General features: G+C 70.8%; 23 protein-coding genes. 10 read left to right on the forward strand and 13 right to left on the reverse strand.

Annotation, left to right across the window (positions count from 1 at the left end; all coding sequences use genetic code 11):
* Window positions 1-389 precede the first annotated feature (389 nt).
* The 8 genes from ald to queA form a co-directional block, all read right to left on the reverse strand.
* Entirely contained in the window at window positions 390-1,493 is a 1,104-nt protein-coding gene (gene ald / locus G495_RS0108915; RefSeq protein ID WP_028587522.1) for an alanine dehydrogenase, read from the reverse strand.
* A 66-nt stretch (window positions 1,494-1,559) separates the two neighbouring features.
* A complete protein-coding gene (locus tag G495_RS0108920; RefSeq protein WP_028587523.1) occupies window positions 1,560-2,060 on the reverse strand; it encodes an Lrp/AsnC family transcriptional regulator in 501 nt (166 codons plus the stop codon).
* Window positions 2,061-2,472: 412 nt separating this feature from the next.
* Window positions 2,473-3,294 carry a shikimate dehydrogenase gene (gene aroE, locus G495_RS0108925; protein ID WP_028587524.1) on the reverse strand — a complete coding sequence of 274 codons (822 nt, stop codon included), beginning with the start codon at window positions 3,292-3,294 and terminating at the stop codon, window positions 2,473-2,475.
* Window positions 3,295-3,363: 69 nt separating this feature from the next.
* A complete protein-coding gene (locus G495_RS0108930; protein ID WP_028587525.1) occupies window positions 3,364-3,912 on the reverse strand; it encodes a 2-oxoacid:ferredoxin oxidoreductase subunit gamma family protein in 549 nt (182 codons plus the stop codon).
* Window positions 3,913-4,680: a thiamine pyrophosphate-dependent enzyme gene (locus tag G495_RS0108935; RefSeq protein WP_028587526.1), complete on the reverse strand. Its 768-nt coding sequence runs from the start codon at window positions 4,678-4,680 to the stop codon at window positions 3,913-3,915. It lies immediately after the preceding gene.
* Window positions 4,681-4,682: 2 nt separating this feature from the next.
* Complete coding sequence (locus G495_RS0108940; protein ID WP_028587527.1) at window positions 4,683-5,738, reverse strand: 3-methyl-2-oxobutanoate dehydrogenase subunit VorB; 1,056 nt, start codon at window positions 5,736-5,738, stop codon at window positions 4,683-4,685.
* Window positions 5,739-5,741: 3 nt separating this feature from the next.
* Window positions 5,742-5,966, reverse strand: a complete 225-nt coding sequence (locus G495_RS0108945; RefSeq protein ID WP_028587528.1) for a 4Fe-4S binding protein — start codon at window positions 5,964-5,966, stop codon at window positions 5,742-5,744.
* A 47-nt stretch (window positions 5,967-6,013) separates the two neighbouring features.
* Window positions 6,014-7,105: a tRNA preQ1(34) S-adenosylmethionine ribosyltransferase-isomerase QueA gene (queA, locus tag G495_RS0108950; RefSeq protein WP_028587529.1), complete on the reverse strand. Its 1,092-nt coding sequence runs from the start codon at window positions 7,103-7,105 to the stop codon at window positions 6,014-6,016.
* 201 nt (window positions 7,106-7,306) lie between these two features.
* Here queA and G495_RS18440 point away from each other — a divergent pair, with 201 nt between their 5' ends.
* The 7 genes from G495_RS18440 to G495_RS0108985 all read left to right on the forward strand — a co-directional run bounded on the left by G495_RS18440 (window position 7,307) and on the right by G495_RS0108985 (window position 15,021).
* A complete protein-coding gene (locus tag G495_RS18440) occupies window positions 7,307-7,843 on the forward strand; it encodes a hypothetical protein (protein WP_156939650.1) in 537 nt (178 codons plus the stop codon).
* A 19-nt stretch (window positions 7,844-7,862) separates the two neighbouring features.
* Window positions 7,863-9,077 (forward strand): bifunctional phosphopantothenoylcysteine decarboxylase/phosphopantothenate--cysteine ligase CoaBC, encoded by a 1,215-nt coding sequence (gene coaBC, locus G495_RS0108960; RefSeq protein WP_028587530.1) that lies wholly within the window; start codon window positions 7,863-7,865, stop codon window positions 9,075-9,077.
* Window positions 9,053-9,844: a hypothetical protein gene (locus tag G495_RS0108965; protein WP_028587531.1), complete on the forward strand. Its 792-nt coding sequence runs from the start codon at window positions 9,053-9,055 to the stop codon at window positions 9,842-9,844. Before coaBC ends, G495_RS0108965 begins: the two co-directional genes overlap by 25 nt.
* Window positions 9,845-10,663: 819 nt before the next feature.
* On the forward strand, window positions 10,664-11,974 hold the full coding sequence (locus G495_RS18445; RefSeq protein WP_169734372.1) for an NfeD family protein: 1,311 nt from the start codon (window positions 10,664-10,666) through the stop codon (window positions 11,972-11,974).
* Between the two features lie 221 nt (window positions 11,975-12,195).
* A complete protein-coding gene (locus G495_RS18450; protein ID WP_084458073.1) occupies window positions 12,196-12,996 on the forward strand; it encodes a slipin family protein in 801 nt (266 codons plus the stop codon).
* A gap of 60 nt (window positions 12,997-13,056) precedes the next feature.
* Complete coding sequence (locus tag G495_RS0108980; RefSeq protein WP_028587532.1) at window positions 13,057-14,064, forward strand: NAD-dependent epimerase; 1,008 nt, start codon at window positions 13,057-13,059, stop codon at window positions 14,062-14,064.
* A gap of 189 nt (window positions 14,065-14,253) precedes the next feature.
* Entirely contained in the window at window positions 14,254-15,021 is a 768-nt protein-coding gene (locus G495_RS0108985) for a ParA family protein (protein ID WP_028587533.1), read from the forward strand.
* A 480-nt stretch (window positions 15,022-15,501) separates the two neighbouring features.
* On the opposite strand, the gene G495_RS0108990 is transcribed toward G495_RS0108985, so the two are convergent.
* Window positions 15,502-15,909: a hypothetical protein gene (locus tag G495_RS0108990; RefSeq protein WP_051445227.1), complete on the reverse strand. Its 408-nt coding sequence runs from the start codon at window positions 15,907-15,909 to the stop codon at window positions 15,502-15,504.
* 89 nt (window positions 15,910-15,998) lie between these two features.
* Here G495_RS0108990 and G495_RS0108995 point away from each other — a divergent pair, with 89 nt between their 5' ends.
* The 3 genes from G495_RS0108995 (at window position 15,999) to G495_RS18455 (ending at window position 18,488) form a co-directional block, all read left to right on the forward strand.
* Window positions 15,999-16,943, forward strand: a complete 945-nt coding sequence (locus G495_RS0108995) for a ParB/RepB/Spo0J family partition protein (RefSeq protein WP_028587535.1) — start codon at window positions 15,999-16,001, stop codon at window positions 16,941-16,943.
* Window positions 16,944-16,982: 39 nt separating this feature from the next.
* Window positions 16,983-18,008: a D-glycero-beta-D-manno-heptose-7-phosphate kinase gene (gene rfaE1 / locus G495_RS0109000; RefSeq protein WP_028587536.1), complete on the forward strand. Its 1,026-nt coding sequence runs from the start codon at window positions 16,983-16,985 to the stop codon at window positions 18,006-18,008.
* Between the two features lie 66 nt (window positions 18,009-18,074).
* Window positions 18,075-18,488 (forward strand): DnaJ family domain-containing protein, encoded by a 414-nt coding sequence (locus tag G495_RS18455; RefSeq protein ID WP_035251504.1) that lies wholly within the window; start codon window positions 18,075-18,077, stop codon window positions 18,486-18,488.
* Window positions 18,489-18,662: 174 nt separating this feature from the next.
* Here G495_RS18455 and G495_RS0109010 read toward each other — a convergent pair whose 3' ends face one another.
* From G495_RS0109010 to def, 4 genes are all read right to left on the reverse strand, one after another.
* On the reverse strand, window positions 18,663-20,081 hold the full coding sequence (locus G495_RS0109010) for an RsmB/NOP family class I SAM-dependent RNA methyltransferase (RefSeq protein ID WP_051445228.1): 1,419 nt from the start codon (window positions 20,079-20,081) through the stop codon (window positions 18,663-18,665).
* Between the two features lie 3 nt (window positions 20,082-20,084).
* Complete coding sequence (locus tag G495_RS18460; protein WP_035251562.1) at window positions 20,085-20,963, reverse strand: DUF116 domain-containing protein; 879 nt, start codon at window positions 20,961-20,963, stop codon at window positions 20,085-20,087.
* Between the two features lie 129 nt (window positions 20,964-21,092).
* Window positions 21,093-22,031, reverse strand: a complete 939-nt coding sequence (gene fmt / locus G495_RS0109020) for a methionyl-tRNA formyltransferase (RefSeq protein ID WP_245588401.1) — start codon at window positions 22,029-22,031, stop codon at window positions 21,093-21,095.
* A gap of 5 nt (window positions 22,032-22,036) precedes the next feature.
* Window positions 22,037-22,558, reverse strand: coding sequence for a peptide deformylase (def, locus tag G495_RS0109025; RefSeq protein WP_028587539.1), 522 nt, complete (start codon window positions 22,556-22,558; stop codon window positions 22,037-22,039).
* Window positions 22,559-22,605: the final 47 nt, after the last annotated feature.

The raw sequence follows: 22,605 nt of genomic DNA on the forward strand, positions 1-22,605 counted from the left end.
GTGGCGTGACGACGCCGCAACGGGGCCCCAAGCGGCGCCTGGAGCGGCACATGAAACGGTGCATGAAACGACGCTTGAAACGCAGGCGGCCAGGGGCCCGCGCACGTCCAGGATGCCACAGGCCCGCCGCGCAGGCAACGCCAGCCGCCGCACGCACGGCCCCGAGTCACAGGGGCGACGCGCCAGGGGCCGTGCGCGCAGCCAACGCCCCCGACGCCCCAGAGCCAGAAGTACCGCGCGAACCCGGCACGCCTGGCCCCCGGGCCACCGCCCGGAGGCGCATGGCACGCCAGACAGCCCTCCCCCGCCCGGCCCAGTCGCCCGGCCCACGCAAGGGGCCCCCCGGCGTGCGCCGGGGGGCCCCTGTGGTGCGTGGCTCGTGCCTGGGGCTACAGGGCCTGGGCGGGCGCCACGGCCTCGATGCCGAAGGCGTCGCCCACCGCCGGGCAGGTCAGGACGCCCTTGTGGGTGTTCAGGCCCAGCAGCAGGGCGTTGTCGGCGCGCAGGGCGTCGAAGCCCTTGTCGGCCAGCTTGATGGCGTAGGGCAGGGTCTGGTTGGTCAGGGCGAAGGTCGAGGTGCGCGGCACGGCGCCGGGCATGTTGGTCACGCCGTAGTGGACCACGTTGCCCACGAGGTAGGTGGGCTCCTTGTGGGTGGTGGGCTTGATGGTCTCGATGCAGCCGCCTTGGTCGATGGCCACGTCCACGACCACCGAGCCGTCCTTCATGGTCTTGACCATCTCGGCGGTGACGAGCTTGGGCGCCTTGGCGCCGGGGATGAGCACGCAGCCGATGAGCAGGTCGGCGAACTGCACGGCCTTGCGGATGTTGGGCTCGGTGGAGGACACGGTGATCAGCCGCCCGCCGAACACGTCGTCCATGTAGGTCAGGCGCTTGTGGTTGATGTCGATGACCGTGACCTGCGCGCCCAGGCCCAGGGCCATCTTGGCCGCGTTGGCGCCGACCACGCCCGCCCCGAGGATGACCACGGAGCCGGGGGTCACGCCGGGCACGCCGCCCAGCAGGATGCCGCGCCCGCCCTGGGGCTTCTCCAGGTAGTGCGCCCCGACCTGGGTCGCCATGCGCCCGGCCACTTCGGACATGGGCGTGAGCAGCGGCAGGGAGCCGTCGGGCAGTTGCACGGTTTCGTAGGCGATGGCCGTGGTGCCCGCGTCCAGCAGGGCCTTGGTCAGCTTCTCCTCGGCGGCCAGGTGCAGGTAGGTGAACAGCAGCAGGTCGTCGCGCAAAAAGCCGTACTCCTCGGCCACGGGCTCCTTGACCTTGACGACCATCTGGGCGCCCCAGGCGGCCTCGCGGGAGACCAGCCGCGCCCCGGCGGCCTCATACTGGGCGTCGGACAGGCCGCTGCCCAGGCCCGCGCCAGCCTCCACCAGCACGGTGTGCCCGCGCCGGACCAGGGTTTCCACGCCGCCCGGGGTCATGGAGACCCGGTTCTCCAACGTCTTGATTTCCTTGGGAACGCCGATGATCATGGGATCCACCTCGCAGGAAGGATTGTGGTTTGCCGCCGGGCCCTGGGCGGCGCAGGCGCAGGCGCGCTAGTCCTGCCCGAAGAACCTCCTGCGCACCGCCCGGGGCAGGGGCACCCATTTGCGCTTGGCCTTCATGACCATGAAGGATTCGCTGGCCGCCACCCCGCCGATGGCCGAAAGCTCGTCGTTGATGAACGCGTAGAGATCGTCGGTGCCTTCGGGCAGCAGGACTTCGACCATGATGTCGTAGCGTCCCGTGACCACAGCCGCCCAGTTCACCTTGTCCAGGGCCGACACCTTCTGGAGCATGTCGTCCATCTTGCTGTGGGTCTCCACCGTGATGCCCACGAAGGCGACCTCCAGCCCCTTGATGCGGAAGGGATCCACCAGCCCGGCGACGCGCAGCACGCCCGCGGCCATGAGGTTCTTCATCCGCGAGCGCACCGTGGGGCTGGTCACCCCCAGGCGCTCGGAGACCTTGCCCGCCGAAAGCTGCCCGTCCTCGGCCAGCACGGCCAGCAGCCTGCGGTCCTGCCGCTCCAGAGTGAACTTCTCGTCCTTGGCCATCGTGAAAGGCTCCTGGAAAAATCGATCACCGAGAATTTTCTAATCAGAAAATTCAGCCCCTGTCAATTCGACAAACCACAAAATTCTTCCGGACCCATTTGTCGGCAAGCCGTCGTGTCCGGGCGAGCCCCCCGAGTATGCCGCACCCGGGGCCCCGCTGCAACCAGGGCCGGGGCGGAGCGAGGGGCATGCAGGAGGCCAGAGGAGGGTGCAGCCGAAGCAGCGAAAAACGGACCGGGGGAGAAGACTCGGCAGCACGCAGCCGAAAACTTCTCGCTCCCCGCCCCGGGCCTGCGCGGCGCTTCGCCGTGCGGGCCCGGGGCGGCGTGCGGGGCCCAGGGGCCCCCGGCCCCTGGCGGGGGTCCAGGGGGCGGAGCCCCATGGCGGGGTCCGGGGCGGAGCCCCGGCCGCCCTAGGCCTGTTCCAGCAGCCCGCCCACCAGGGCCCGGGCGCCGGGCAGGTCGAAGGTCTGGCCGGTCCAGAGGCGGAACTGTTCCAGGCCCTGGTGCAGGAACATTTCGAGCCCGTCCACGATGCGGGCGCCGGTGGCGCTGGCGCGGGCCAGGAACACGGTGCGCCGGGGGTTGTAGACGAGGTCGTAGGCCACCTGCCCGGGGCCCAGGGGCGCGTCGTCCGGCCAGGGCGACTGGTCCTGCCCGGCGCCGCGCATGCCCAGGGGCGTGGTGTTGACCACGAGGTCGGCCCGGGCGCTGGCGCGCTGGTCCCAGGGCAGGGCGGCGGCGGCGAATTCGGCGGCCAGGGGTTCGGCCTTGGGCAGGCTTCGGGCGCAGACCAGCACCCGGGCCACGCCCAGCTCCGCCAGCCCGGCGAGCACGGCACGGGCCGCGCCGCCCGCGCCAAGGACCAGGGCGCACCCGGGCACGGCGCCCAGGGCGCGCAGGGGCGCGAGGAACCCGGGCACGTCGGTGTTCTCGCCCAGCAGCCGCCCGTTGTCCCAGTACACGGTGTTCACGGCGCCGGTGCGCCGGGCGCGCGCGGACACGCCGTCGAGCAGGGCCATGACGGCGACCTTGTGGGGGATGGTCACGGACAGCCCGGCCAGGGGCAGGGCGCGCGCGCGGGCCATGAAGGCGGGCAGGGCCCCGGGTTCCACGGGAAACGCCTGATAGGCCCCGGGCAGCCCCGCGCGGGCCAGGGCCCAGTTGTGCAGGGCCGGGCTCATGGTGTGGCCCAGGGGGTGGCCGATGATGCCGTACTGCGGGGCGGCGGTCATGGCGGTGGGTCCTCTTTGCGGTGAGGGAGGAACGGCGGGCCGCCCGGGGCGGCCCGCCGTCCTGCAAGGCTAGGCCTTGGCGGCGATGTCCGCCCCGGCCTGGATGGCCTCGGCATTCTTGGGGATGAGCTTGGCGTAGCGCGAGGAGATGACGTTGGGCAGGGCGTCCTGCACGGCGGACACGGGCATGACGCCCGTGGCCTGCACATAGGCGCCGATGGCCACCATGTTGGCCATGCGCGTGTTGCCCAGGGCGTCGGCCACCTCGTTGCAGGGCACGAGCACTGTGCGCACGCGCCCGGTCTCGGCCAGGGCCGGGTCGATGAGCGAGGAGTTGACGATCTGCACGCCGCCGTCCTCCAGCCGGGGCTGGAACTTGTCCAGGGACGGGCGGTTCATGAGGATGAGCGACTTGGGGGTGCGGATGATGGGCGAGCCGATCTCGTCGGAGGAGACGACCACGGTGCAGTTGGCCGTGCCGCCGCGCATCTCGGGCCCGTAGACCGGGATGTAGGTCACGTTCAGACCCTGGTGCATGCCCGCGTAGGCCAGCAGGTTGCCGATGAGCATCACGCCCTGGCCGCCGAATCCGGCGATGATCACGTCCTGGTAGAGCATCTACTTGTCCTCCCCGCCGCCGGTGCGGTCCACGATGGTGCCCAGGGGGAAGTAGGGGATGAGCTCGTCGGCGATGCGCTTGTTGGCGTCCACGGGGCTCATCTTCCAGTTGGTGGGGCAGGTGGCCAGGAACTCCACGAAGCTGAAGCCCTGCCCGGCCTCCTGAACCTCGAAGGCCTTGCGCACGGCCTTCTTGGCCCGGGCGATGTTCTTGACGCTGTTCACGGCCACGCGCTCGCAGAAGACCACCCCGCCGAGCATGCCGATGATCTCGGCCATCTTGATGGGCAGGCCCTCGCGGTCGGCGCAGCGGCCCCCGGGGCAGGTGGTGGTGGCCTGGCCGATCATGGTCGTGGGCGCCATCTGGCCGCCGGTCATACCGTAGACGGTGTTGTTGACGAAGATCACGGTGATGCGCTCGCCGCGGTTGGCGGCGTGCATGATCTCGGCCATGCCGATGGAGGCAAGGTCGCCGTCGCCCTGGTAGGTGAACACGGTCTTGTCGGGCCGGGCGCGCTTGACGCCGGTGGCCACCGCCGGGGCGCGGCCATGGGGCGATTCCACGGCGTCCACGTTCAGGTAGTTGTACAGGAACACGGAGCAGCCGATGGAGGCCACGGCGATGGTTTTCTCGGCCAGGCCCATCTCTTCGATGACCTCGGCCACGATGCGGTGGGCGGTGCCGTGCTGGCAGCCGGGGCAGTAGTGGGTCGGGCGGTCGATGAGCACGCCCGACGGCTTGAACACGAGTTTTTCAGCGGCTTGCATGGCTAGCCCTCCAGGCTCTTGAGGATGGGCCCCTCCAGGTCGTCGGGGTTGGGCAGCTCTCCGGGCATGACGCCGAAGAAGTCCGAATCGGCCTTGGTGCGGATGGCCAGACGCACGTCGTCCACCATCTGCCCGCAGTTGTGCTCGATGGTCAAAAAGCGCTTGCCCTGGTCCGCCAGGGCCGCCAGGGCCGCGTCGGGGAAGGGGTACAGCGTGATGGGCCGCAAAAGGCCGACCTTGAGCCCCCGGGCGCGCAGCTTGCGCACGGTGGACTTGGCGATGCGCCCGATGGAGCCGTAGGCGCAGACCACCAGCTCGGCGTCGGCGGTCTGGAACTCCTCGCAGCGCACCTCGGCGCGCATGGCGGCGTACTTGGCCATGAGGTGGCGGTTCTGCCCGGCCAGGGCGCCCTCGTCCAGGAACAGCGACTTGATGAGCCGCTTGGCGCGGCCCGCGTTGCCGTCCAGGTGCCAGGAGGCCGAGGCGTCGTCATGGGCCACGGCCTCGCGGCGGACGATGGGCTCCTTCATCTGGCCCAGGATGGCGTCGCCCAGCAGCAGCACCGGGTTGCGGTACTTGAAGGCCAGGGCGAAGGCCTCGATGACCAGGTCGTAGGCCTCCTGGCAGGTGGCCGGAGCCAGGACCAGCAGGCGGTAGTCGCCGTGGCCGCCGCCGCGCGTGGACTGGTAGTAGTCGCCCTGGGCCGGGCCGATGTCGCCCAGGCCGGGGCCGCCGCGGTTCATGTTCACCAGCACGGCGGGCAGCTCGCTGCCGGCCATGTAGGAGATGGCCTCCTGCTTGAGGGACATGCCCGGGCTGGACGAGGAGGTCATGCAGCGCACCCCGGCGGCGGCGGCGCCAAGGAGCATGTTGGCCGCGGCCACCTCGCTCTCGGCCTGCACGAACTCGCCCCCGGCATCAAACATGGCCTTGGACAGGAACTCCGGGATGTCGTTCTGCGGAGTGATGGGGTAGCCGAAGAAGCAGCGGCAGCCTGCGTCCAGCGCACCCTGGGCGATGGCCTCGTTGCCCTTGATGAAGACTCTTTCAGGAGCCATGGTTCACTCCTTTGCGGCTTTGGCGGTCTTATACACGGTGATGCACATGTCCGGGCACATCCTGGCGCACGAGGCGCAGCCCGTGCACGCATCCATGTCCCTGACTTCGATCACCTTGTAGCCCTGGGCGTTGAAGCGCTCGGACTGCGCGATGATCTCCACGGGACAGACCGTGGTGCACAGCAGGCAGCCCTTGCAGCGGTCTTCCCGGACCTCGATTCGTGACATTGGCGACTCCTTTGAGCTCGGCCCCGCGCGTTCCGCGAGCAGGGCTCCTAGAGAATGAGCATCGCGTCTCCGTAGGAGAAGAAACGCAGACCGTTGTCCAGGGCGTGCCGGTAGGCCCGCAGGATGGGCGCTCTCCCGGCAAGAGCCGAAACCATAATAAGCAGCGAGGACTCTGGCAAATGGAAATTGGTCAGTAGGTGGTCCACGGTGCTGAAGGCGTGGCCGGGGGTGATGTAGATGTCCGTCCAGCCCGTGTAGGCCCCCAGGGCGCCCAGGGCCTTGCGGGCGCCCTCCAGGGCGCGCACCGACGTGGTGCCCACGGCCACCACGGGCCGCCCCTCGCTGCGGGCCAGGGCCACGGCCTGGGCTGTTTCCCGGGAAACCTCGACGTACTCGCGGTGCATGACGTGCTCGCGGATGTCGGGGCAGCGCACGGGGCTGAAGGTGCCGTAGCCCACGTAGAGCGTGACCTCGGCCCAGCCCACGCCGCGCACGGCCAGGGCCTGGCGCACTTCGGGCGTGAAATGCAGCCCCGCCGTGGGCGCGGCCACGGAGCCGAGCTTGGCCTGGTCGGCGTACACGGTCTGGTAGCGCAGGGCGTCGTCGGGGGTGTCGGGGCGGCGGATGTAGGGCGGCAGCGGGTAGTGCCCCAGGCGCAGGAACAGCGCGGCCAGGTCGCCGCGCCAGGCCAGGCGCACCCGGGCCCGCCCGAACTCGCCGCGCTCGAGCACCGTGAGCCGGAAGTCCGCGTCGAAGGTGATCCGCTCGCCGGGGCGGGGGCCCTTGGAGGCCCGCAGCAGGCCCTCGGCCTCGGCCTCGAACCCGGCCCGGCCCTCGCGGGCGGCCTCCAGCAGCAGGGGCAGGGGCGTGAGCAGCAGGAATTCCACGCGCCCGCCCGAGGGCTTGCGCCCGAACACGCGCGCCGGAAGCACCTTGGAATTGTTGGCCACCAGCAGGGCGCCTTCGGGAATGCGCGCGACGATGGAGGCGAAGGTGTCGATCTGCATGGCGCCGGACGCGCGGTCCAGAACCAGCAGCCGCGAGGCGTCGCGCCGGAGGCTGGGAGCCTGGGCGATGCGCTCCTCGGGCAACTCGTAGCAATAGGAACTGAGGCGGAAGTCCTCGGGAATCTCGTGCATGGGTTCGATTTCTGTTCCGGTTTGCGGCCCCCGGGGCCCCGGGGCGGGCCCGGGCCGGGGGCGGGCGCTGCGGCCCTGGTTGCGTTGAATTTTGCGTGGGTCTCGGGTAGGGTGGCCCTTCGGAGCCGTTTCCCGAGCATCCGTGCGCCCGGCGGGGCGGGCGGACAGCCACTCCCGAAGGCCATTCCCACAGGAGGAGACATGCATAGGATACTTCTCGCCGCCCTGGCAATGGTTGCCCTGCTGGCCGCCTCCGGCTGCCAGTCCGTGCTTTCCGACAGCAGCGCCGGCAAACCCCAGACGCAGAGCCAGGCGCGCTCCGCGCCGACCACCAACCCCGTGGGCTCCTACCAGGAATTCAACGACGTGCTCATCCCCAACGAGCTGTCCCTGGTGGGCAAATCCTCCTTCGTCTTCGAAACCCCGAGCTTCAAGACCGGCATCGTGGTCTACAAGGGCCGGGTGGACTCCGTGTCCCTGGCCAACTTCTTCGAGAAGGAGCTGCCCAAGGACAACTGGCGCCTGCGCAGCCGCATGAAGTACAACCGGACCATCATGGTCTTCGAGAAGCCCGACCGCGACTGCATCATCAACATCATCGACGACACCTTCAGCACCCTGGCCGAGATCATCGTCGCCCCGCGCATGGACGGCGGCGGCGGCGTGTCCTCGCAGCCCTCGTACAGCGCCCCGACGCCCTCCCAGAGCTCGCCTTTCGAGGAAACGCTGCCCCAGTAGCGGGCGAGGCGGACACATCATGCAGCCGCATCTCGCATTCACGGGCTACCTCGGGCGCCGCCTGCACCTGGGCGTATGCGGTAGCGTGGCCGCCTACAAGGCCCTGGAGCTCCTGCGCATGCTCACGGCCACGGGCCTTGGCGTGGGCGCCACGCTCACGGCCAGCGCCGAGCGCTTCGTGACCCGCCTGAGCTTCGAGGCCCTGGGGGCTGGCCCCGTGTACGGGCCGATGTTCGACCCCGGCCACGGCCCCTTCGGCCATCTGGAGCCCGGGCAGTCCGCCCATGCCATGCTCGTGGCCCCGGCCTCGGCCAACACCCTGGCCCGGCTGGCCCTCGGGCTGGCCGACGAGATGCTGGCCTGCCAGGCCCTGGCCTTCGAGGGGCCGCTGGTGGTGGCTCCGGCCATGAACCCCCGGCTGTGGAACGCCCCGGCCACCCGCGCCAACTGGGAAACCCTCAAGGCCCGGGGCGTGGTCTGCGTGGAGCCCGCCTGCGGCGACATGGCCTGCGGCGAGCAGGGCCGGGGGCGGCTGGCGCCGCTGGAGGAGATCTACGTCCAGGCCCTGCGCGCGGCCACGGTGCAGGATCTGGCGGGCATCGACGTATTGCTGACCCTGGGCCCGACCCGCGAGTCCTTCGACTGCGTGCGCCACTGGAGCAACCCCAGCACGGGCACCATGGGCGCGGCCCTGGCCGTGGCGGCCTGGCTGCGCGGGGCGCGGGTGCATGCCGTGTGCGGGCCGGTGGCGCTGTGGCTGCCCCAGGGCATCGAACGCGTGGACGTGACCTCGGCCCGCGAGATGCATCAGGCGGCCATGGACCTGTTCCCCGCCGCGCAGTGGGCCTGCTGCACCGCCGCCGTGGCGGACTTCCGCCCCGAGCCCTTTGGCCCGGGAAAATTCAAGAAGGATTCCGGCCCCCTGGCCGTGACGTTCCTGCCCAACCCCGACATCCTGGCCGCCATGGGCCAGGCGCGCGGGCCGGGCCAGCGCCTGTGCGGCTTCGCCGCCGAGGCTGCGGACCTGGAAGCCCACGCGCGCGGCAAGCTCGCACGCAAGCGCCTGGACCTCATCGTGGCCAATGACGTGACCGCCCCGGGCAGCGGCTTCGCCGCGCCCACCAACGGGGTGCTCGTCCTGGACGCCCAGGGCCGCCTGGAGCGCTGGCCCGTGCTGCCCAAGACCGAAGTGGCCTGGAGGATCTGGGATTGGATGCTCGCGCTCTCGTCCTGAGCGAGGACCTGCGCATCTGGCACGACCTGGGCTTGCATCACGTCCTGTGCGAGCAGGACGTGGCCGCGCTGCGCCCTGCGCAGGCCGCCCCGCGCCCCGGGGCACAGGCCGAGCCGCCGCGGGCCCCCCGGCCCCGGCAGGTCGGGGAGCCCGCCCCCGGCGCATCCGTCCCCCCCGCCAGACGCGCGGCGGGCAAGCCCGGCCCCGCGCAGTCCCCCGCCCGGGCCAAGGCGGGTGCGCCCGGGCCTGAAGGCCGCGCCCGCGGCCCCGAGGCGAGTGCGCCCGGCCCCAGCGCCGCGTCCGGGACCGCCGCCCCCCAGGGGCCGCTGGCCGTCTTCCCCTGGGAGCAGTTCCGCCCCAGGCTGGCCGCCCCCAGCCGCACGGTCTGGACCTACTGGGAGCTGGGCATCGACTTCGGCCCCCAGCCGGACCCCGAGCGCCGGGCGCTTTTCCGAAGCATCATCAAGGCGCTGCAATGGCCGCCCAACAGCGTGGCCTTCTGGCCCCTGTCCTTCGAGCACCAGGGGCGGCTCTTGGCCAACAAGGGCTCCTTCCTGCGCGGGGTGGGCGAGGCCGGGGCGCAGACCGTCATCTGCTTCGGCCAGCAGGCCTTCGAGGTGCTCTTTCCGCGCCAGCCGTATGCCACCGGGCGCCACCGCCTGGAGGCGCGCACGGTCATCGCCCTGCCCGGCCCGGCGGAGATGCTCGGCGGCGACGCCCAGGCCAAGCGCCTGACCTGGGACACCCTGCGCGCCCTGAGCCTCTGACCCCTTCGCCGCCGGGGCGCGCCGACCGGCGGGGCAGCGTAGCCGCGGGCCGCACATTCCGCATGACGCGGGCGCCAGCCCCCGAACCCCATGGCTTCCTGCGCAGCGTGAAGGCACGCCTCCCCGGCATGCGTATCTGGCGGCGCGCCTCCAAGAAGACCCGCAACACCCCTCCCGCGTGCGCAGCTGCCGGACGGCCACAGAGGCGCTGGCGCAGGGCAGCATCGAACCCCTCCTGCGCGCGCAGCTGCCGGACCGAACAAGAGCGGCCCGGCGGCGCCCCGGGCCTAGCACCCCCTCCCGCGTGCACCCGGCGGGACGCCCGCAGCGCCCCCACCGCCCCGGCCACACCCGCGCCCGCGCGCGCATCCGGCGGACCTGTCCGCCTGCCGTAGCGGACACGCCAAAGGTGCCGCGCGGACCGGGCGTGTTCTTTCGCCGCAGGCTGGCGCAGCCCCCGGGCAGATGACGCGCGGCCGTTCCCGCGCCCGGCGCGCAGCGACCTGCGCGCCGGGCTCGCCCCGAAAAATTCCCGACCTCCCGCCTCGCGCCCGGCCATCCTGCGCAGCCCCGCTGCCACCCTCGCCGCTACTCCCGGCGCGCACGCCCCCAGCTGCCCGACACTCCGCAAGAAAACGGCACGGTCCTTGCCCAGCGGCGGGTTTCCCCTGCGGCCAGGCGCTCCCGCTTGCAGCGCCCGGGGCTTCTCTGCTACAAAGGAGCATGGAACCATCAGCAGCCCGCCCCAAGGCCTCCTGTTTCCCGTGGAACACTCCCTGGCGCCCCGCGCCCCGGGTTCGCAGGGTCTTGCTCGGCGCCTTGGTCCTGCTTGCGCTTGGCGCGCTGTTCCGCCCCGCCCCCGGCGCAACCCAGGCGCCCCCGGACGCGGCCTTCCCCGTGCTCCACGCCCGCATCCACGCCCCCATCACGCCCGCCAGCGAGCAACTCCTGGCCCATGCCCTGGAGCAGGCCCGCGACCAGGGCTACCGGGCGCTGCTCCTGGAGCTGGACACCCCCGGCGGCTTGGTGACCTCCATGCGCGCCATGGTCAGCTCCATCCTGGGGGCGGAGGTGCCCGTGCTGCTCTGGGTCGGGCCCCGCGGCGCCCGGGCCACTTCGGCGGGCGTCTTCCTGGTGGCTGCCGCCCATGTGGCGGCCATGAGCCCGCAATCGACCATCGGCGCGGCCAGCCCCGTGGAGATGGGCGGCAAGGACGTGGGCCAGACCATGGAGGCCAAGATCAAGAACGATCTCATGAGCTACGCGCGCGGCCTGGCCGAGGCCCGGGGGCGCAACGCCGCCTGGTATCAGGACGCCGTGGACTCGGCGGTGAGCATCACCGCCCAGGAGGCCGCCATGGCCGGGGTCGTGGACCTGCTGGCCGACTCGCCCGAGGACCTGCTGGCCCAGCTGGCCGTCAAGGGCATCCCCTGGCGCGACGGCCCGTTGCGCTTCGGCGCCCAGGACGCGGCCCTGACCAGCTACGATCCCGGCCTGCGCCACCGGCTGCTCGCCTGGCTGCTCGACCCGCAGATCGCCTACCTCCTGCTGCTGGGCGGCATCGCCGGGCTGTTCTTCGAATTCACTACGCCCGGGGCCGTCCTTCCGGGGGTTTTCGGCGGCCTGAGCCTGCTCCTGGCCCTGTATGCCCTGTCGATCCTGCCCACGAGCACCGCAGGCATCCTGCTGATTCTCTTCGCCGTGGTGCTCTTCGTGCTCGAAATCTTCATCACCAGCTTCGGCATGCTCGCCGTGGCCGGGCTGGTCGCGCTGTTCATGGGCTCGCTCATCCTCATTGAGCCCACCCCGGGCCTGGAGGGCGTGCCCCTGGCAACCATTATCGCCACCGTAAGCACGGTCACGGCCATCATGAGCCTGTGCCTCGTACTCATTACCCGCGCCCAGCGCACCCAGACCATGCACGGCCTGGACGCCATGGTCGGCATGACGGTTCGTATTACGGAATGGCAGGGCCAGACCGGGCGGGTGCGGGTGCGGGGCGAGATATGGAAGGCCAGGGCAGACGCGCCTCTGGCGCTGCACCCCGGCGACGTGGCCCGGGTCGTGGCCGCCAAGGACCTGACCCTGACCATCACCCTCCCGGTCGAGGAGGGCGCTGACAAGGCATAGCAGCCGCCCCGGGCGGGCGCCCGACGGCGCCCAGGCAATCAACGCCGCCCGCATTTCAGCCACCCCAGGCGCGCGGGGCAGCCCGGAGAACCCCCATACCCGCCAAACACACCCGAACGGCGCCGCGCCCGGCCCAGGGAAAACCGGCGGCGCCCGGGAGGGCAGGGCGCAACCAGCAGCATTCACTACGTTTTCACAACCACCAACAAGCGAGGGCCGCCATGTTATTCAGTTGGCTTCCGGCACTGGTCATCATCGTCCTGTTTCTGGGCGCCGCACTGCGGGTGCTCAACGAATACGAGCGGGGCGTGATCTTCCGGCTCGGGCGCGTCATCCGGGCCAAAGGCCCCGGGCTCATCCTGCTCATCCCGGTCATCGACCGCATGGTCCGCGTCAGCCTGCGCATCGTGACCCTGGACGTGCCCAGCCAGGACGTCATCACCAAGGACAACGTGAGCATCAAGGTCAACGCCGTGGTCTATTTCCGCGTGGTCGATCCCGTGCGGGCCATCGTGGAGATCGAGGACTACATGTTCGCCACGTCGCAGCTGGCGCAGACCACTCTGCGCAGCGTGTGCGGCGGGGTCGAGCTGGACGACATCCTGGCCCACCGCGACAAGATCAACCTCCAGGTTCAGGAAATCCTGGACCAGCAGACCGACCCCTGGGGCATCAAGGTCGGCACCGTGGAGCTCAAGTATGTGGACCTGCCCCAGGAAATGCAGCGCGCCATGGCCAAGCAGGCCGAAGCCGAGCGTGAACGCCGGGCCAAGGTCATCAACGCCGAGGGTGAATATCAGGCCGCAGCGCGACTTTCCGAGGCCGCCGGAATCATCAGCAAGCACCCGGAAGCCTTGCAACTCAGGTACTTACAGACCATGCGCGAGATGGCCGCCGAGAGCAAGGCGGCAACCGTCCTGCCCATTCCCCTTGATTTTTTCCGCTTCCCCTGGAAGACTGACGCCCGCACGCAAGGCGCTGCTTCCGGGACTGTTTCCCGTGAAACACCCCAAGACGCATAACTGGACCGGGGCGGAGCATCCGCCCCGGACCATCCACCCCCAGCCAGGATCAGCAAGCACATGAAAATTCTTGTCACCGGTGCCGCAGGATTCATCGGCTACCACCTCAGCCTGCGCCTGCTCGGCGAAGGCCACACCGTGGTCGGCCTGGACAACCTGAACGACTACTACAGCGTGGACCTGAAAAAGGCCCGCCTGGCCCAGCTCCTGGATCACGCCCAGTTCACCCACGCCAACATCAACCTCCAGGACGCCGAGCCCATGGAAGCCCTGTTCCGCAAGGAGGGCTTCACCCACGTCATGAACCTGGCCGCCCAGGCTGGCGTGCGCTACAGCATCATCAACCCCCGCTCGTACATCGACTCGAACTCCGTGGGCTTCCTGAATATCCTCGAAGGCTGCCGGCATACCAAGGTCGAGCACTGCGTCTTCGCCTCGTCCAGCTCCGTCTACGGGCTGAACACGACCATGCCCTTCTCGGTGCACCACAACGTGGACCACCCCATCAGCCTGTACGCTGCCACCAAAAAGGGCAACGAGCTGATGGCCCACTCCTATGCCTACCTCTACCAGCTGCCCTGCACGGGCCTGCGGTTCTTCACCGTCTACGGGCCCTGGGGCAGGCCGGACATGGCCCTGTTCCTGTTCACCAAGGCCATTTTGGAAGGCAAGCCCATCAACGTTTTCAACCACGGCAAGATGCGCCGCGACTTCACCTACATCGACGACATCGTCGAAGGCGTCGTGCGCGTCATCAAGCGCACCGCCGCGCCCAACCCCGCCTGGAGCGGCGCCACCCCGGACCCCAGCTCCTCGTGCGCGCCCTACAAGATCTACAACATCGGCAACAATAACTGGGTCGAGCTCGGCGCCTTCATCGAGACCATCGAGAAGGAACTGGGTATGACCGCCGTGCGCAATTATATGGACATGCAGCCCGGCGATGTTCCGGCGACCTACGCCGATGTGGACGACCTCATCGCCGACGTGGGCTTCAAGCCGAACACGAGCATCGAATACGGCATCAAGCAGTTCATCAGCTGGTACAGGGACTACTACAAGGTCTGATCCGCGTTGTGCCCGGCGGCTCCCCCGCCGGGCACAACGGGGCCACCCTCCGGCCCGGGGCCAAGACGCGGCACCGACCGCGCAGCCGTCACGAGCCAGAGGAAAGGGGCATGCGCCCCGACAGGCCGCCAACGCCGACCAGCCCTCACTGTTTCACATGAAACATTCGGGGCGCAGAAGAGGTCCACCGTGTCGCGTATCATCGTTGTGGCCAACCAGAAGGGCGGCGTGGGCAAGACAACCACGACGGTCAACCTGGCCGCCAGCCTCGCCGTCATGGAAAAAAGCGTCCTTGTCGTGGATTGCGACCCCCAGGCCAACGCGTCCAGCGGGTTCGGGGTCTACCCCGAGCAGGTCGAGGCCAACCTCTACACGGTGCTGGGCGACCCCGAGCAGGTCCGCAGCGCAATCTACAAGACGAGCATCCCGTTCCTGTCCGTGCTGCCCGCACACCAGGATCTGGTCGCCGCCGAGCTGGACCTCGTGAACCAACCCCGGCGCGAATACTTCCTGCGCCAACTTATTGAGCCCCTGGAAGACGACTACGAGTTCATCCTCCTGGACTGCCCGCCATCGCTGGGGCTCATCACCCTGAATGCCCTGTGCGCCGCGCGCGAGGTGCTCATCCCGCTGCAATGCGAATATTTCGCCCTGGAGGGCATCGCCAAGCTCATCCAGACCTACAGCCTGGTCCGCAAGCGCCTGAACCCGGACATCCGCCTGCTCGGTGTGCTGCTGACCATGTACGACCTGCGCAACCGGCTTTCGCACCAGGTCAAGAACGAGATCCGCAAAACCTTCCCGGAGTACCTGCTGCAAACCATCGTCCCGCGCAACGTGCGCCTGTCCGAGGCCCCGAGCTTCGGCAAGCCGGTGATCAGCTACGACATCCACTCCAAGGGTGCCGTGGCCTATCTGCAGCTGGCCCAGGAGGTGGTGGGCAGGCAGGCCCACTAGGACACGGCGCGGCGCGCTGCTGCCAGCCCGCGCACAAGTGCGGGGCGCGACAGCGCAGGCAGCCGGGGGCGCGGCCCAGGAGCGCGGGCGCACAGGCCGCGCGGGCCTTGAGTCTAATCATGGGGCTTCTCTTTCCCTGGGCTACGGCGCGCGGGCCGCGTACGAAGCCCCGGCCCGAGGCTCCACAGGCCCAGCGGGCCGCAGGAGAGCGGAGGGCGCCCCCGGGCCGCACAAAGCCCAGGGCGGGCGCCCCGGGCTTTGCGGCAAACGCTATGGCTTGGACCTCGGCGCGTCTTTGAAAGAGCCCTCGGCGACGCGGGCGCGGCAACGCGGGCCATCAGGGGCACGGTTCAGGGGTGCAGGCGCGGCAGCGCTGGCTACCAAGGACCCGGCCCAGGGCTACGGGCGCGGCAACGCTGGCCACCAGGGCTCTGCGGCACAGGCCCGCCCCGCACGGGCCTTCCCGCAGCGCCGCCCGGGCTATTCGACGAAAGGCACGGTCTGGACCTTGACGCCGTCCTTGAAATGGCGCTTGGTGACGCGGGCGCGGCAGCGCTGGCATTCGAAGCGCGCCAGCCCGCCGAGGTTGCAGGCCTTGAGGCGGAACAGGCGCGGCTCGTCGGCCTGCCAGTCGGAACTGGCGGCGCCGCACTGGCCGCAGGCCACGGTGCGGTCCAGGGGGTAGGGCAGGTCCCAGAAGGCCGCCAGGTCGTTCCAGTCGCCCAGGGGCTCGGGAAAGACCTCCTCGGGCTGCTGCTGCTCCCCGGCGGCGGCCATAAGCACCGGCAGGACCTCGGCCTGGACCTCGGCCCACAGGGCTGCGGAAATGAACACGCCAAAGGGCTCGCCCTGGGCGTCGTGCAGGATGGCGTAGGGACGTTCGGACACGGGAATCCTCCTGTTGCAGGATGGCCCGGGCAGGCCGGGCGCCTGCGCACTACGTAGTGGAATGTGAACGATTGTCAAGGAGAGCGCATATGTCGGCCAAGCGCGGTCTGGGACGAGGGCTGGACGCCCTGCTGCAGGGATTCGGCGAGGGCCTGGAGGCCCCGGAGATCGTCCAGGTTCCGGTGGGCAAGATCCGCCCCAACCCCAGCCAGCCCCGGCGGGATTTCGACGAAACGGCCCTGGCCGAGTTGGCCGAGTCCATCCGGATCAACGGCGTGCTCCAGCCCGTGCTCGTGCGCCCGGTGGATGACCCGCAGCACCTCTACGAGCTGGTCGCGGGCGAGCGCCGCTGGCGCGCCTCGCAGCTCGCCGAGCTGCGCGACATCCCGGCCATAGTGCGCACCCTGGGCGACGAGGAAAGCCTGGCCATCGCGCTCATCGAAAACCTCCAGCGCGAGGACCTGAATCCCATCGAGGAAGCCCTGGGCCTGCAACGCCTGCAGGAGGAGTTCGGCCTGACCCAGGAGCAGATGGCGGAAAAGGTGGGCAAGAGCCGCCCGGCCATCGCCAACATGCTGCGCCTGACCCAGCTCCCCGAGGCCATCCAGAAGGACATCCGCACCGGGGTCATGACCGCCGGGCACGGCCGGGCGCTCCTGGTGCTCACCGGCTCGGACGACCAGCAGGCCATGCGCCAGCGCATCACCGAGCGCGCCCTGTCCGTGCGCGAGGCCGAGGCCATGGCCGCCTACTGGAAGCGCACTGGGGTGCTGCCCGGCGAGGAGGGCGCCCCCGGGCCCGCAGGCCCGGCCCGGCCCAGGGCGCCCCGGGCCCAGGCCCAGGCCCTGCCCGACGCCCTGCGCGAGGCCATGGAGGACATGGAAGCCATGCTGGCCGTGCCCGTGGCCCTGCGCGGCGGGCTGGACAAGGGCCAGATCGTGCTGCACTACGCCAGCCTCGACGAGCTCAACGGCATCCTGCGCACCATCGGCGTGCCCCTGGTGGAGCAGGGCGCGGGCGACGGAGCCGCATAAACGTTCTGCGTGGCGCCGCCCCGGCGCCAGGGGAGACACATGCTGGACAAAAGGGAACTGCTGGCGCAGCTGCCCAGGCTGCGCGGCGCGCGCGTGCTCATCGTGGGCGACCTGGTTCTGGACCATTACGTCATCGGCACGGTGGGCCGCATCTCGCCCGAGGCGCCGGTGCCGGTCGTCCACGTCCGTGAGGAGCGCCACCTGCTGGGCGGGGCGGGCAACGTCGCGCGCAACGTGGTCAGCCTGGGCGGCGAGGCCGTGGTGGTGGGCGTGTGCGGACGCGACGCCGACGGCGAGCGCATGAACCGCCTGCTGCGCGACAGCGGGGTCGTGGCGCACACCGTCTGCGACGCCGAGCGCCCGACCATCCGCAAGACCCGCGTGGTGGCCCAGAACCAGCAGGTCGTGCGCGTGGACTACGAGCGCACCCACGACCTGAGCGAGGCCACCCAGGACCAGGTCTTCGACTTCCTGCGCGCCGAGGCCCCGGGCTGCGGAGTGGTCATCGTGTCGGACTACGGCAAGGGCCTGGTCACCGCGCGCTTCATGCAGCGGCTGCACCAGCTCCTGGACGCCCTGCCCGCCCGGCCCAAGGTCTATGTGGACCCCAAGGTCCGCAACTTCGAGCTGTACAAGGGCGTGGACATCCTGACGCCCAACACCAAGGAGGCCGCCGAGGGCGCCGGGGTGCCCCTGGACGACCGGCTCTCGGTGCTGCGGGCCGGGGCGCGCATCTTCCGCAAGCTCGGCTGCGCCAACCTGCTCATCACCCTGGGCCCCGAGGGCATGGCCCTGTTCGAGAGCCCGGACTCGGTGCTGCACATCCCCACCGCCGCGCGCAAGGTCTTCGACGTGACCGGCGCGGGCGACACGGTCATCGCGGCCCTGGGCCTGGCCACGGCGGCAGGGCTGGACCTCGCCACAGCCTGTGTGGTGGCCAACGTGGCGGCGGGCATCGTGGTCGGCGAGGTGGGCACGGCGGCGGCCACCCTGGAGCAGGTGGACCAGGGCCTGCGGGCCGAGGGCGCCATCGACCTTGAGCGCTGGTTCGGCGCGGGCGAATAACCCAGCCCGGCGTGCGGCACACAGCCGGGAACCCAGTGGCCGCAAGGCCTGATAAGCAGTTGCACCATGGCGGACGCACTTTCCATCATCGGCCTGGTGGCCGAGCAGAAGATCAAGGCGGCCTACGACCAGGGCGAGTTCGCGGACCTGCCCGGCAAGGGCCAGCCCCTGGTGCTGGAAGACGACGCCCACCTGGCGCCGGAGCTGCGCATGGCCTACAAGATTCTTAAGAACTCAGGGCATTTGCCGCCCGAAATCACCGCCGCGCGCGAGGTGCGCGACATCCTGGACCTGCTGGCGGACTGCCCGGACGAGACCCTGCGCCTGCGCCAGATGCACACCCTGCGCGTGCTGACCCAGCGCCTGGACCGCAGCGGGCGCCTGGAACTGCTCCTGGACGGCTTGCCCGACTATCAGCGCAAACTCCTGGACCGCGTGCGCCTGCACGGCCCGGGGTCGGGGCCAGGCCCGGGGAAATAGGGCCTGCCGAGGCCCCAGGCGCGCCGCGAGTGCGACCCGGAGCGGCCCTGGCGTGCCCCGGATGCCGCCCGGTGCGAACAACCCCTCCCTGGCTTACGCCAGGGAGGGGTTTGCTTTGCCCGAAGGTCTGGCCTGGTGTGGCGGGACGCGGTGCAGAACCGGGCCGGGCGGCCCTTATGCGCGGCGCTCCAGGCGCACGGCGTGGAAGAACTCGCCCAGGGGCGCGTCCTGCGGCGTGGTGTGGGTCGCCGCCAGCCGGAAATCCGGATGCGCGGCCAAAAAGCGCTCCACCTGCCCCTCGTTTTCCGCCGGGGTCACGGTGCAGGTCACATAGGCCAGCACCCCGCCCGGGGCCAGACAGCGTGCGGCGTGTTCCAGCAGCCGCGCCTGGACTCCGGCCAGGGCCGTGATGTCGTCCGGGGTGCGCCGCAGCAAGGTATCCGGCCTGCGGCTCAGCACCCCCAGGCCGGAGCAGGGCGCGTCCAGCAGGATGGCTGGCAGGGGGCGGCGCCAGAAGACCTGCTCGGCCCGGGCCCGGAACACGGCCACCTCCGCCACACCCAGGCGCCGGCGCTCGGCGTTCAGCCCTGCCAGGCGCCGGGCGTTGGGGTCGCTGGCCAGCACCGTACCGGGCGCGTCGTCGGCCAGCAGCAGGGTCTTGCCGCCGCGCCCGCAGCAGGCGTCCCACACCGGGCGCGGCCAGTGGTCCGCCCCCAGGGCCGCCAGGGCCAGCTGCCCGGCCAGGCTCTGGCGCACGGCGCGGCCCGAGGCCAGAAGCGCGTCCAGGTCTTCGGGCGCGGCAGCCAGGGCCACGCCCGTGGCCGTGCTGGCCAGGCACGAGGGCAGGGCCGCCAGCCCGGCGTGGCGCTCCATGGCGCCCGTAACCCCCGGGCGCAGGCGCAGCCCCAGGGGCGGGGCCTGGCAGCTGGCGGCGAGCAGGGCCTGGGCGCGGGTGGGCCCGTAGGCGCCCAGCCACAGGGCGGCCAGCCAGCGGGGCACGCCGAAACGCCGGGCCAGGACCAGGGCCTCGTCGGCGCGCGCGCCTGCCCCTAGCCCGGCTTCGTGCGCCAGGGGCGGCTGCCCGAGGAAGGCCGCGTCCTGCCAGCCGGAGCCCAGGTCGGCCACGCGGCGCAGCACGGCGTTGCAGACCTTGGCCAGCCGCGGGTTGATGGCGGTCTTGACCTGCTCCGTGGCCCAGTGGACCGAGGCGTAGGCCGGAATCCTGTCCAGGAAGAGAATCTCGTAGGCCGCCACGGCCAGGAGCAGTCGCATGGGCCCGGGCAGGGCGGCAGGGTCGCGCAGCAGGGTGGCGAGGATGAAATCCAGGGTCGGCTTGCGGCGCAGGGTGCCGTAGGCCAGCTCCGTGGCCAGGGCGGCGTCCAGGGCGGCGGCGGGGTCCGGCTGCACAGCCGCGCCGGGGGCGAACACGGCGCCCAGGGCCGCGTCCAGGGCGGCCTGGATGTCCTGCCCGCGCAGGCAGCGCTCCAGGGCCAGCAGGGCGGCCCGGCGCGCCGGGGGCAGGGCCGGGCTGGCGGCGCGGAGCCGGGCCGGGCGGGCACCGGCGGGCCCGGGGCGGAAAGACGTACGGGCCAAGGGTCAGGCGCTCCGGGTCTGGCCCGGGGCGGCGGGCCCGGGCGCGCCCTGGGCCATGGGCAGGCTGCGCAGGGGCGGCGGCGAGGCCAGAAAGCGCCGCAGGGCCAACTCAAGCGCATGCACGGGCACGCCGGTGTCCAGGCACGGGCCATGGGGTCGCTCGTTGAGCACCCCGAACACGGGCAGGGGATAGGTGTCCTGGATGCCGCTGGACAGGTCGCGCTCGCAGGCCACGGCCACGATCAGCCGGGGCCGGATCTGGACCACGATACGCCGGGCGATGGTGCCCCCGGTGGCAATGGCCAGATGCACGCCGTAGTAGTCCGACAGCTCCAGCAGGTCGCGGATGGGGCATTTGCCGCAGCGTTTGCAGTTGTTGATGTCGTAGGTCAGGCGCATGTCGCAACGCGAGTTCTGCAGGCAGTGGGGCATGAGCAGCAGGATCTCGCCGGGGGCGTAGCGCCCGGCCTCGTGCTGCACCAGCTCGTTGTTGACCTTGATGAACGACGAGCGCACACGCTCCTTGGAAATGCCCAGGGCCTTGCCCAGCAGGACCATCAGCGGCAGGAAGAGCTTGATGGTCAGCCCGCGCAGGCGGCGCGAAAAGGGCAGGCTGCGCCCGAGCAGGATGTTGAGCACCAGGCCCAGGCTGGCCCAGCCCACCACGCCGATGGCCGCCGCCACCAGCACCCCGAAAACCCACGGCGCAGAAGGATGAATGGCCGACAGCCCCACGAAGGGCACCACCCACAGCCCGACCAGCAGCAGGCTGACCAGCACCGAGGCGCAGGTGATCAGCCCGATGAACAGGCGCTTGCGCTCGGCCCCGGCGGTCTGGTCCGTGCGGTCGAAGGCGGCGAGGGTGGGGTCGGTAGCGGACATGGCTCAATCGTTTCGTAATACAGAGTGGCAGACAAAAAGAATACCGGCGCATCGGGGGCCGCCCCGCAGGCGACCATTGCACCAGCAGCGCGGCGGCGTGTCAACCGCCAGATGCAAAACAGGGCACAGCTAGGCGAGGCGCGCGGCGGCGGGCAGGTAGCCCCGGGCGAATTCCGCGGCGCTTTGCAGCTTCTTTCCGGCGGGCTTGAGGGAGGGCACCAGGTATTCGCAATCCGCGCAGGCGAAGGCCAAAAGGCCCTCGCGCAGGCCCAGGATGGTGCCGGGCGCGGGCCGGGGCTCGGCCAGCTCGGGGCCCACGCAGCCCGGGGTCAGCACCAGGCGCAGGGGCTCGCCCCCGCGCGGGCCGACCCAGAGGCAGAAGGCCCCGGGCCAGGGGTGCATGGCCCGGGCGCGGTTGTGGACCTCGCGCGCGGGGCGCGAGAAATCCAGCCGCCCTTCGTCCTTTTCGAGCTTGGGGGCGTAGGTGGCCAGGGCGGCGTCCTGGGGCACGCGCACCATGCGCCCGGCGCGCAGGCGGCCCAGGGCGTCCACGATGAGCCGCCCGCCCAGGTCGGCCAGCTGGTCGTGGATCTCGCTGGCCGTCTCGTCGATGTCGATGCCCAGCGAGCGCGCCAGCAGGATGTCCCCGGTGTCCATGCCCGCGTCCATGCGCATGATGGTGATGCCGGTCACGGCCTCGCCAGCCAGGATGGCGCGCTGGATGGGCGCGGCGCCGCGGTACTTGGGCAGGAGCGAGGCGTGGATGTTCAGCGCGCCCAGGGGCGGGATGTCCAGCACGGCCTGGGGCAGGATGAGCCCGTAGGCGGCGACCACGAGCACCTCGGGCGCCAGAGCCGCCAGCTCGGCCACCGTGGCCTGCTCGCGGAAGTTCACGGGCTGGAACACGGGCAGCCCGCGCGACAGGGCGAAGGCCTTGACCTCGCCATGGCGAACGGCCTGACCCCGGCCGCTGGGCCGGTCGGGCTGGCAGTAGACGGCCACGACCTCGCAGCCGTCCCAGTCCACGAGGGATTCCAGGGCGCGCCGGGCGAACTCCGGCGTGCCCATAAAGACTACTCGGATTGGGCCTTGTCCTGCTTCACCCATTTGCGGACCTTCTTGTCGTACAGCGAGCGCTTGAGGCGGCTGATATGGTCGATGAACAAGGTGCCGTCCAGGTGGTCGATCTCGTGCTGCAGGCAGATGGCCAGCAGGTCGTCGGCCTCGATGGTCAGCTCCTGGCCGTCCAGGGTCCTGGCCTGCACGGTGACCTGGGCGGCGCGCTCGACATTGGCGCGGTAGTTGCGCACCGACAGGCAGCCCTCTTCGGACTCCACAGTCTCTTCGCTGCGCGCGGTGATCACCGGGTTGACCAGCACGCGCAGGTCGTCGCGGACCTTGGGGCCGGAGATGTCCACCACCACAAGGCGCACGCTCTGGCCCACCTGGGGCGCGGCCAGGCCGATGCCCTCGTTGGCGTACATGGTCAGGGCCATGTCGTCGGCCAGGGCGCGCAGCTCGGGCGTGACCTCGGCGATCTCCTCGGCCCGGCGGGCCAGGACGGGATCGGGATAGAAAACCAGGGGTCGTGTCATGTCCTCACTTTGTCTCCCGCGCGGGCGCTGGGCCCACGCTCGGCGCG

The sequence above is a fragment of the Desulfocurvus vexinensis DSM 17965 genome, assembly GCF_000519125.1.
In the GTDB taxonomy this organism is placed as follows: Bacteria; Desulfobacterota; Desulfovibrionia; order Desulfovibrionales; family Desulfovibrionaceae; genus Desulfocurvus; species Desulfocurvus vexinensis.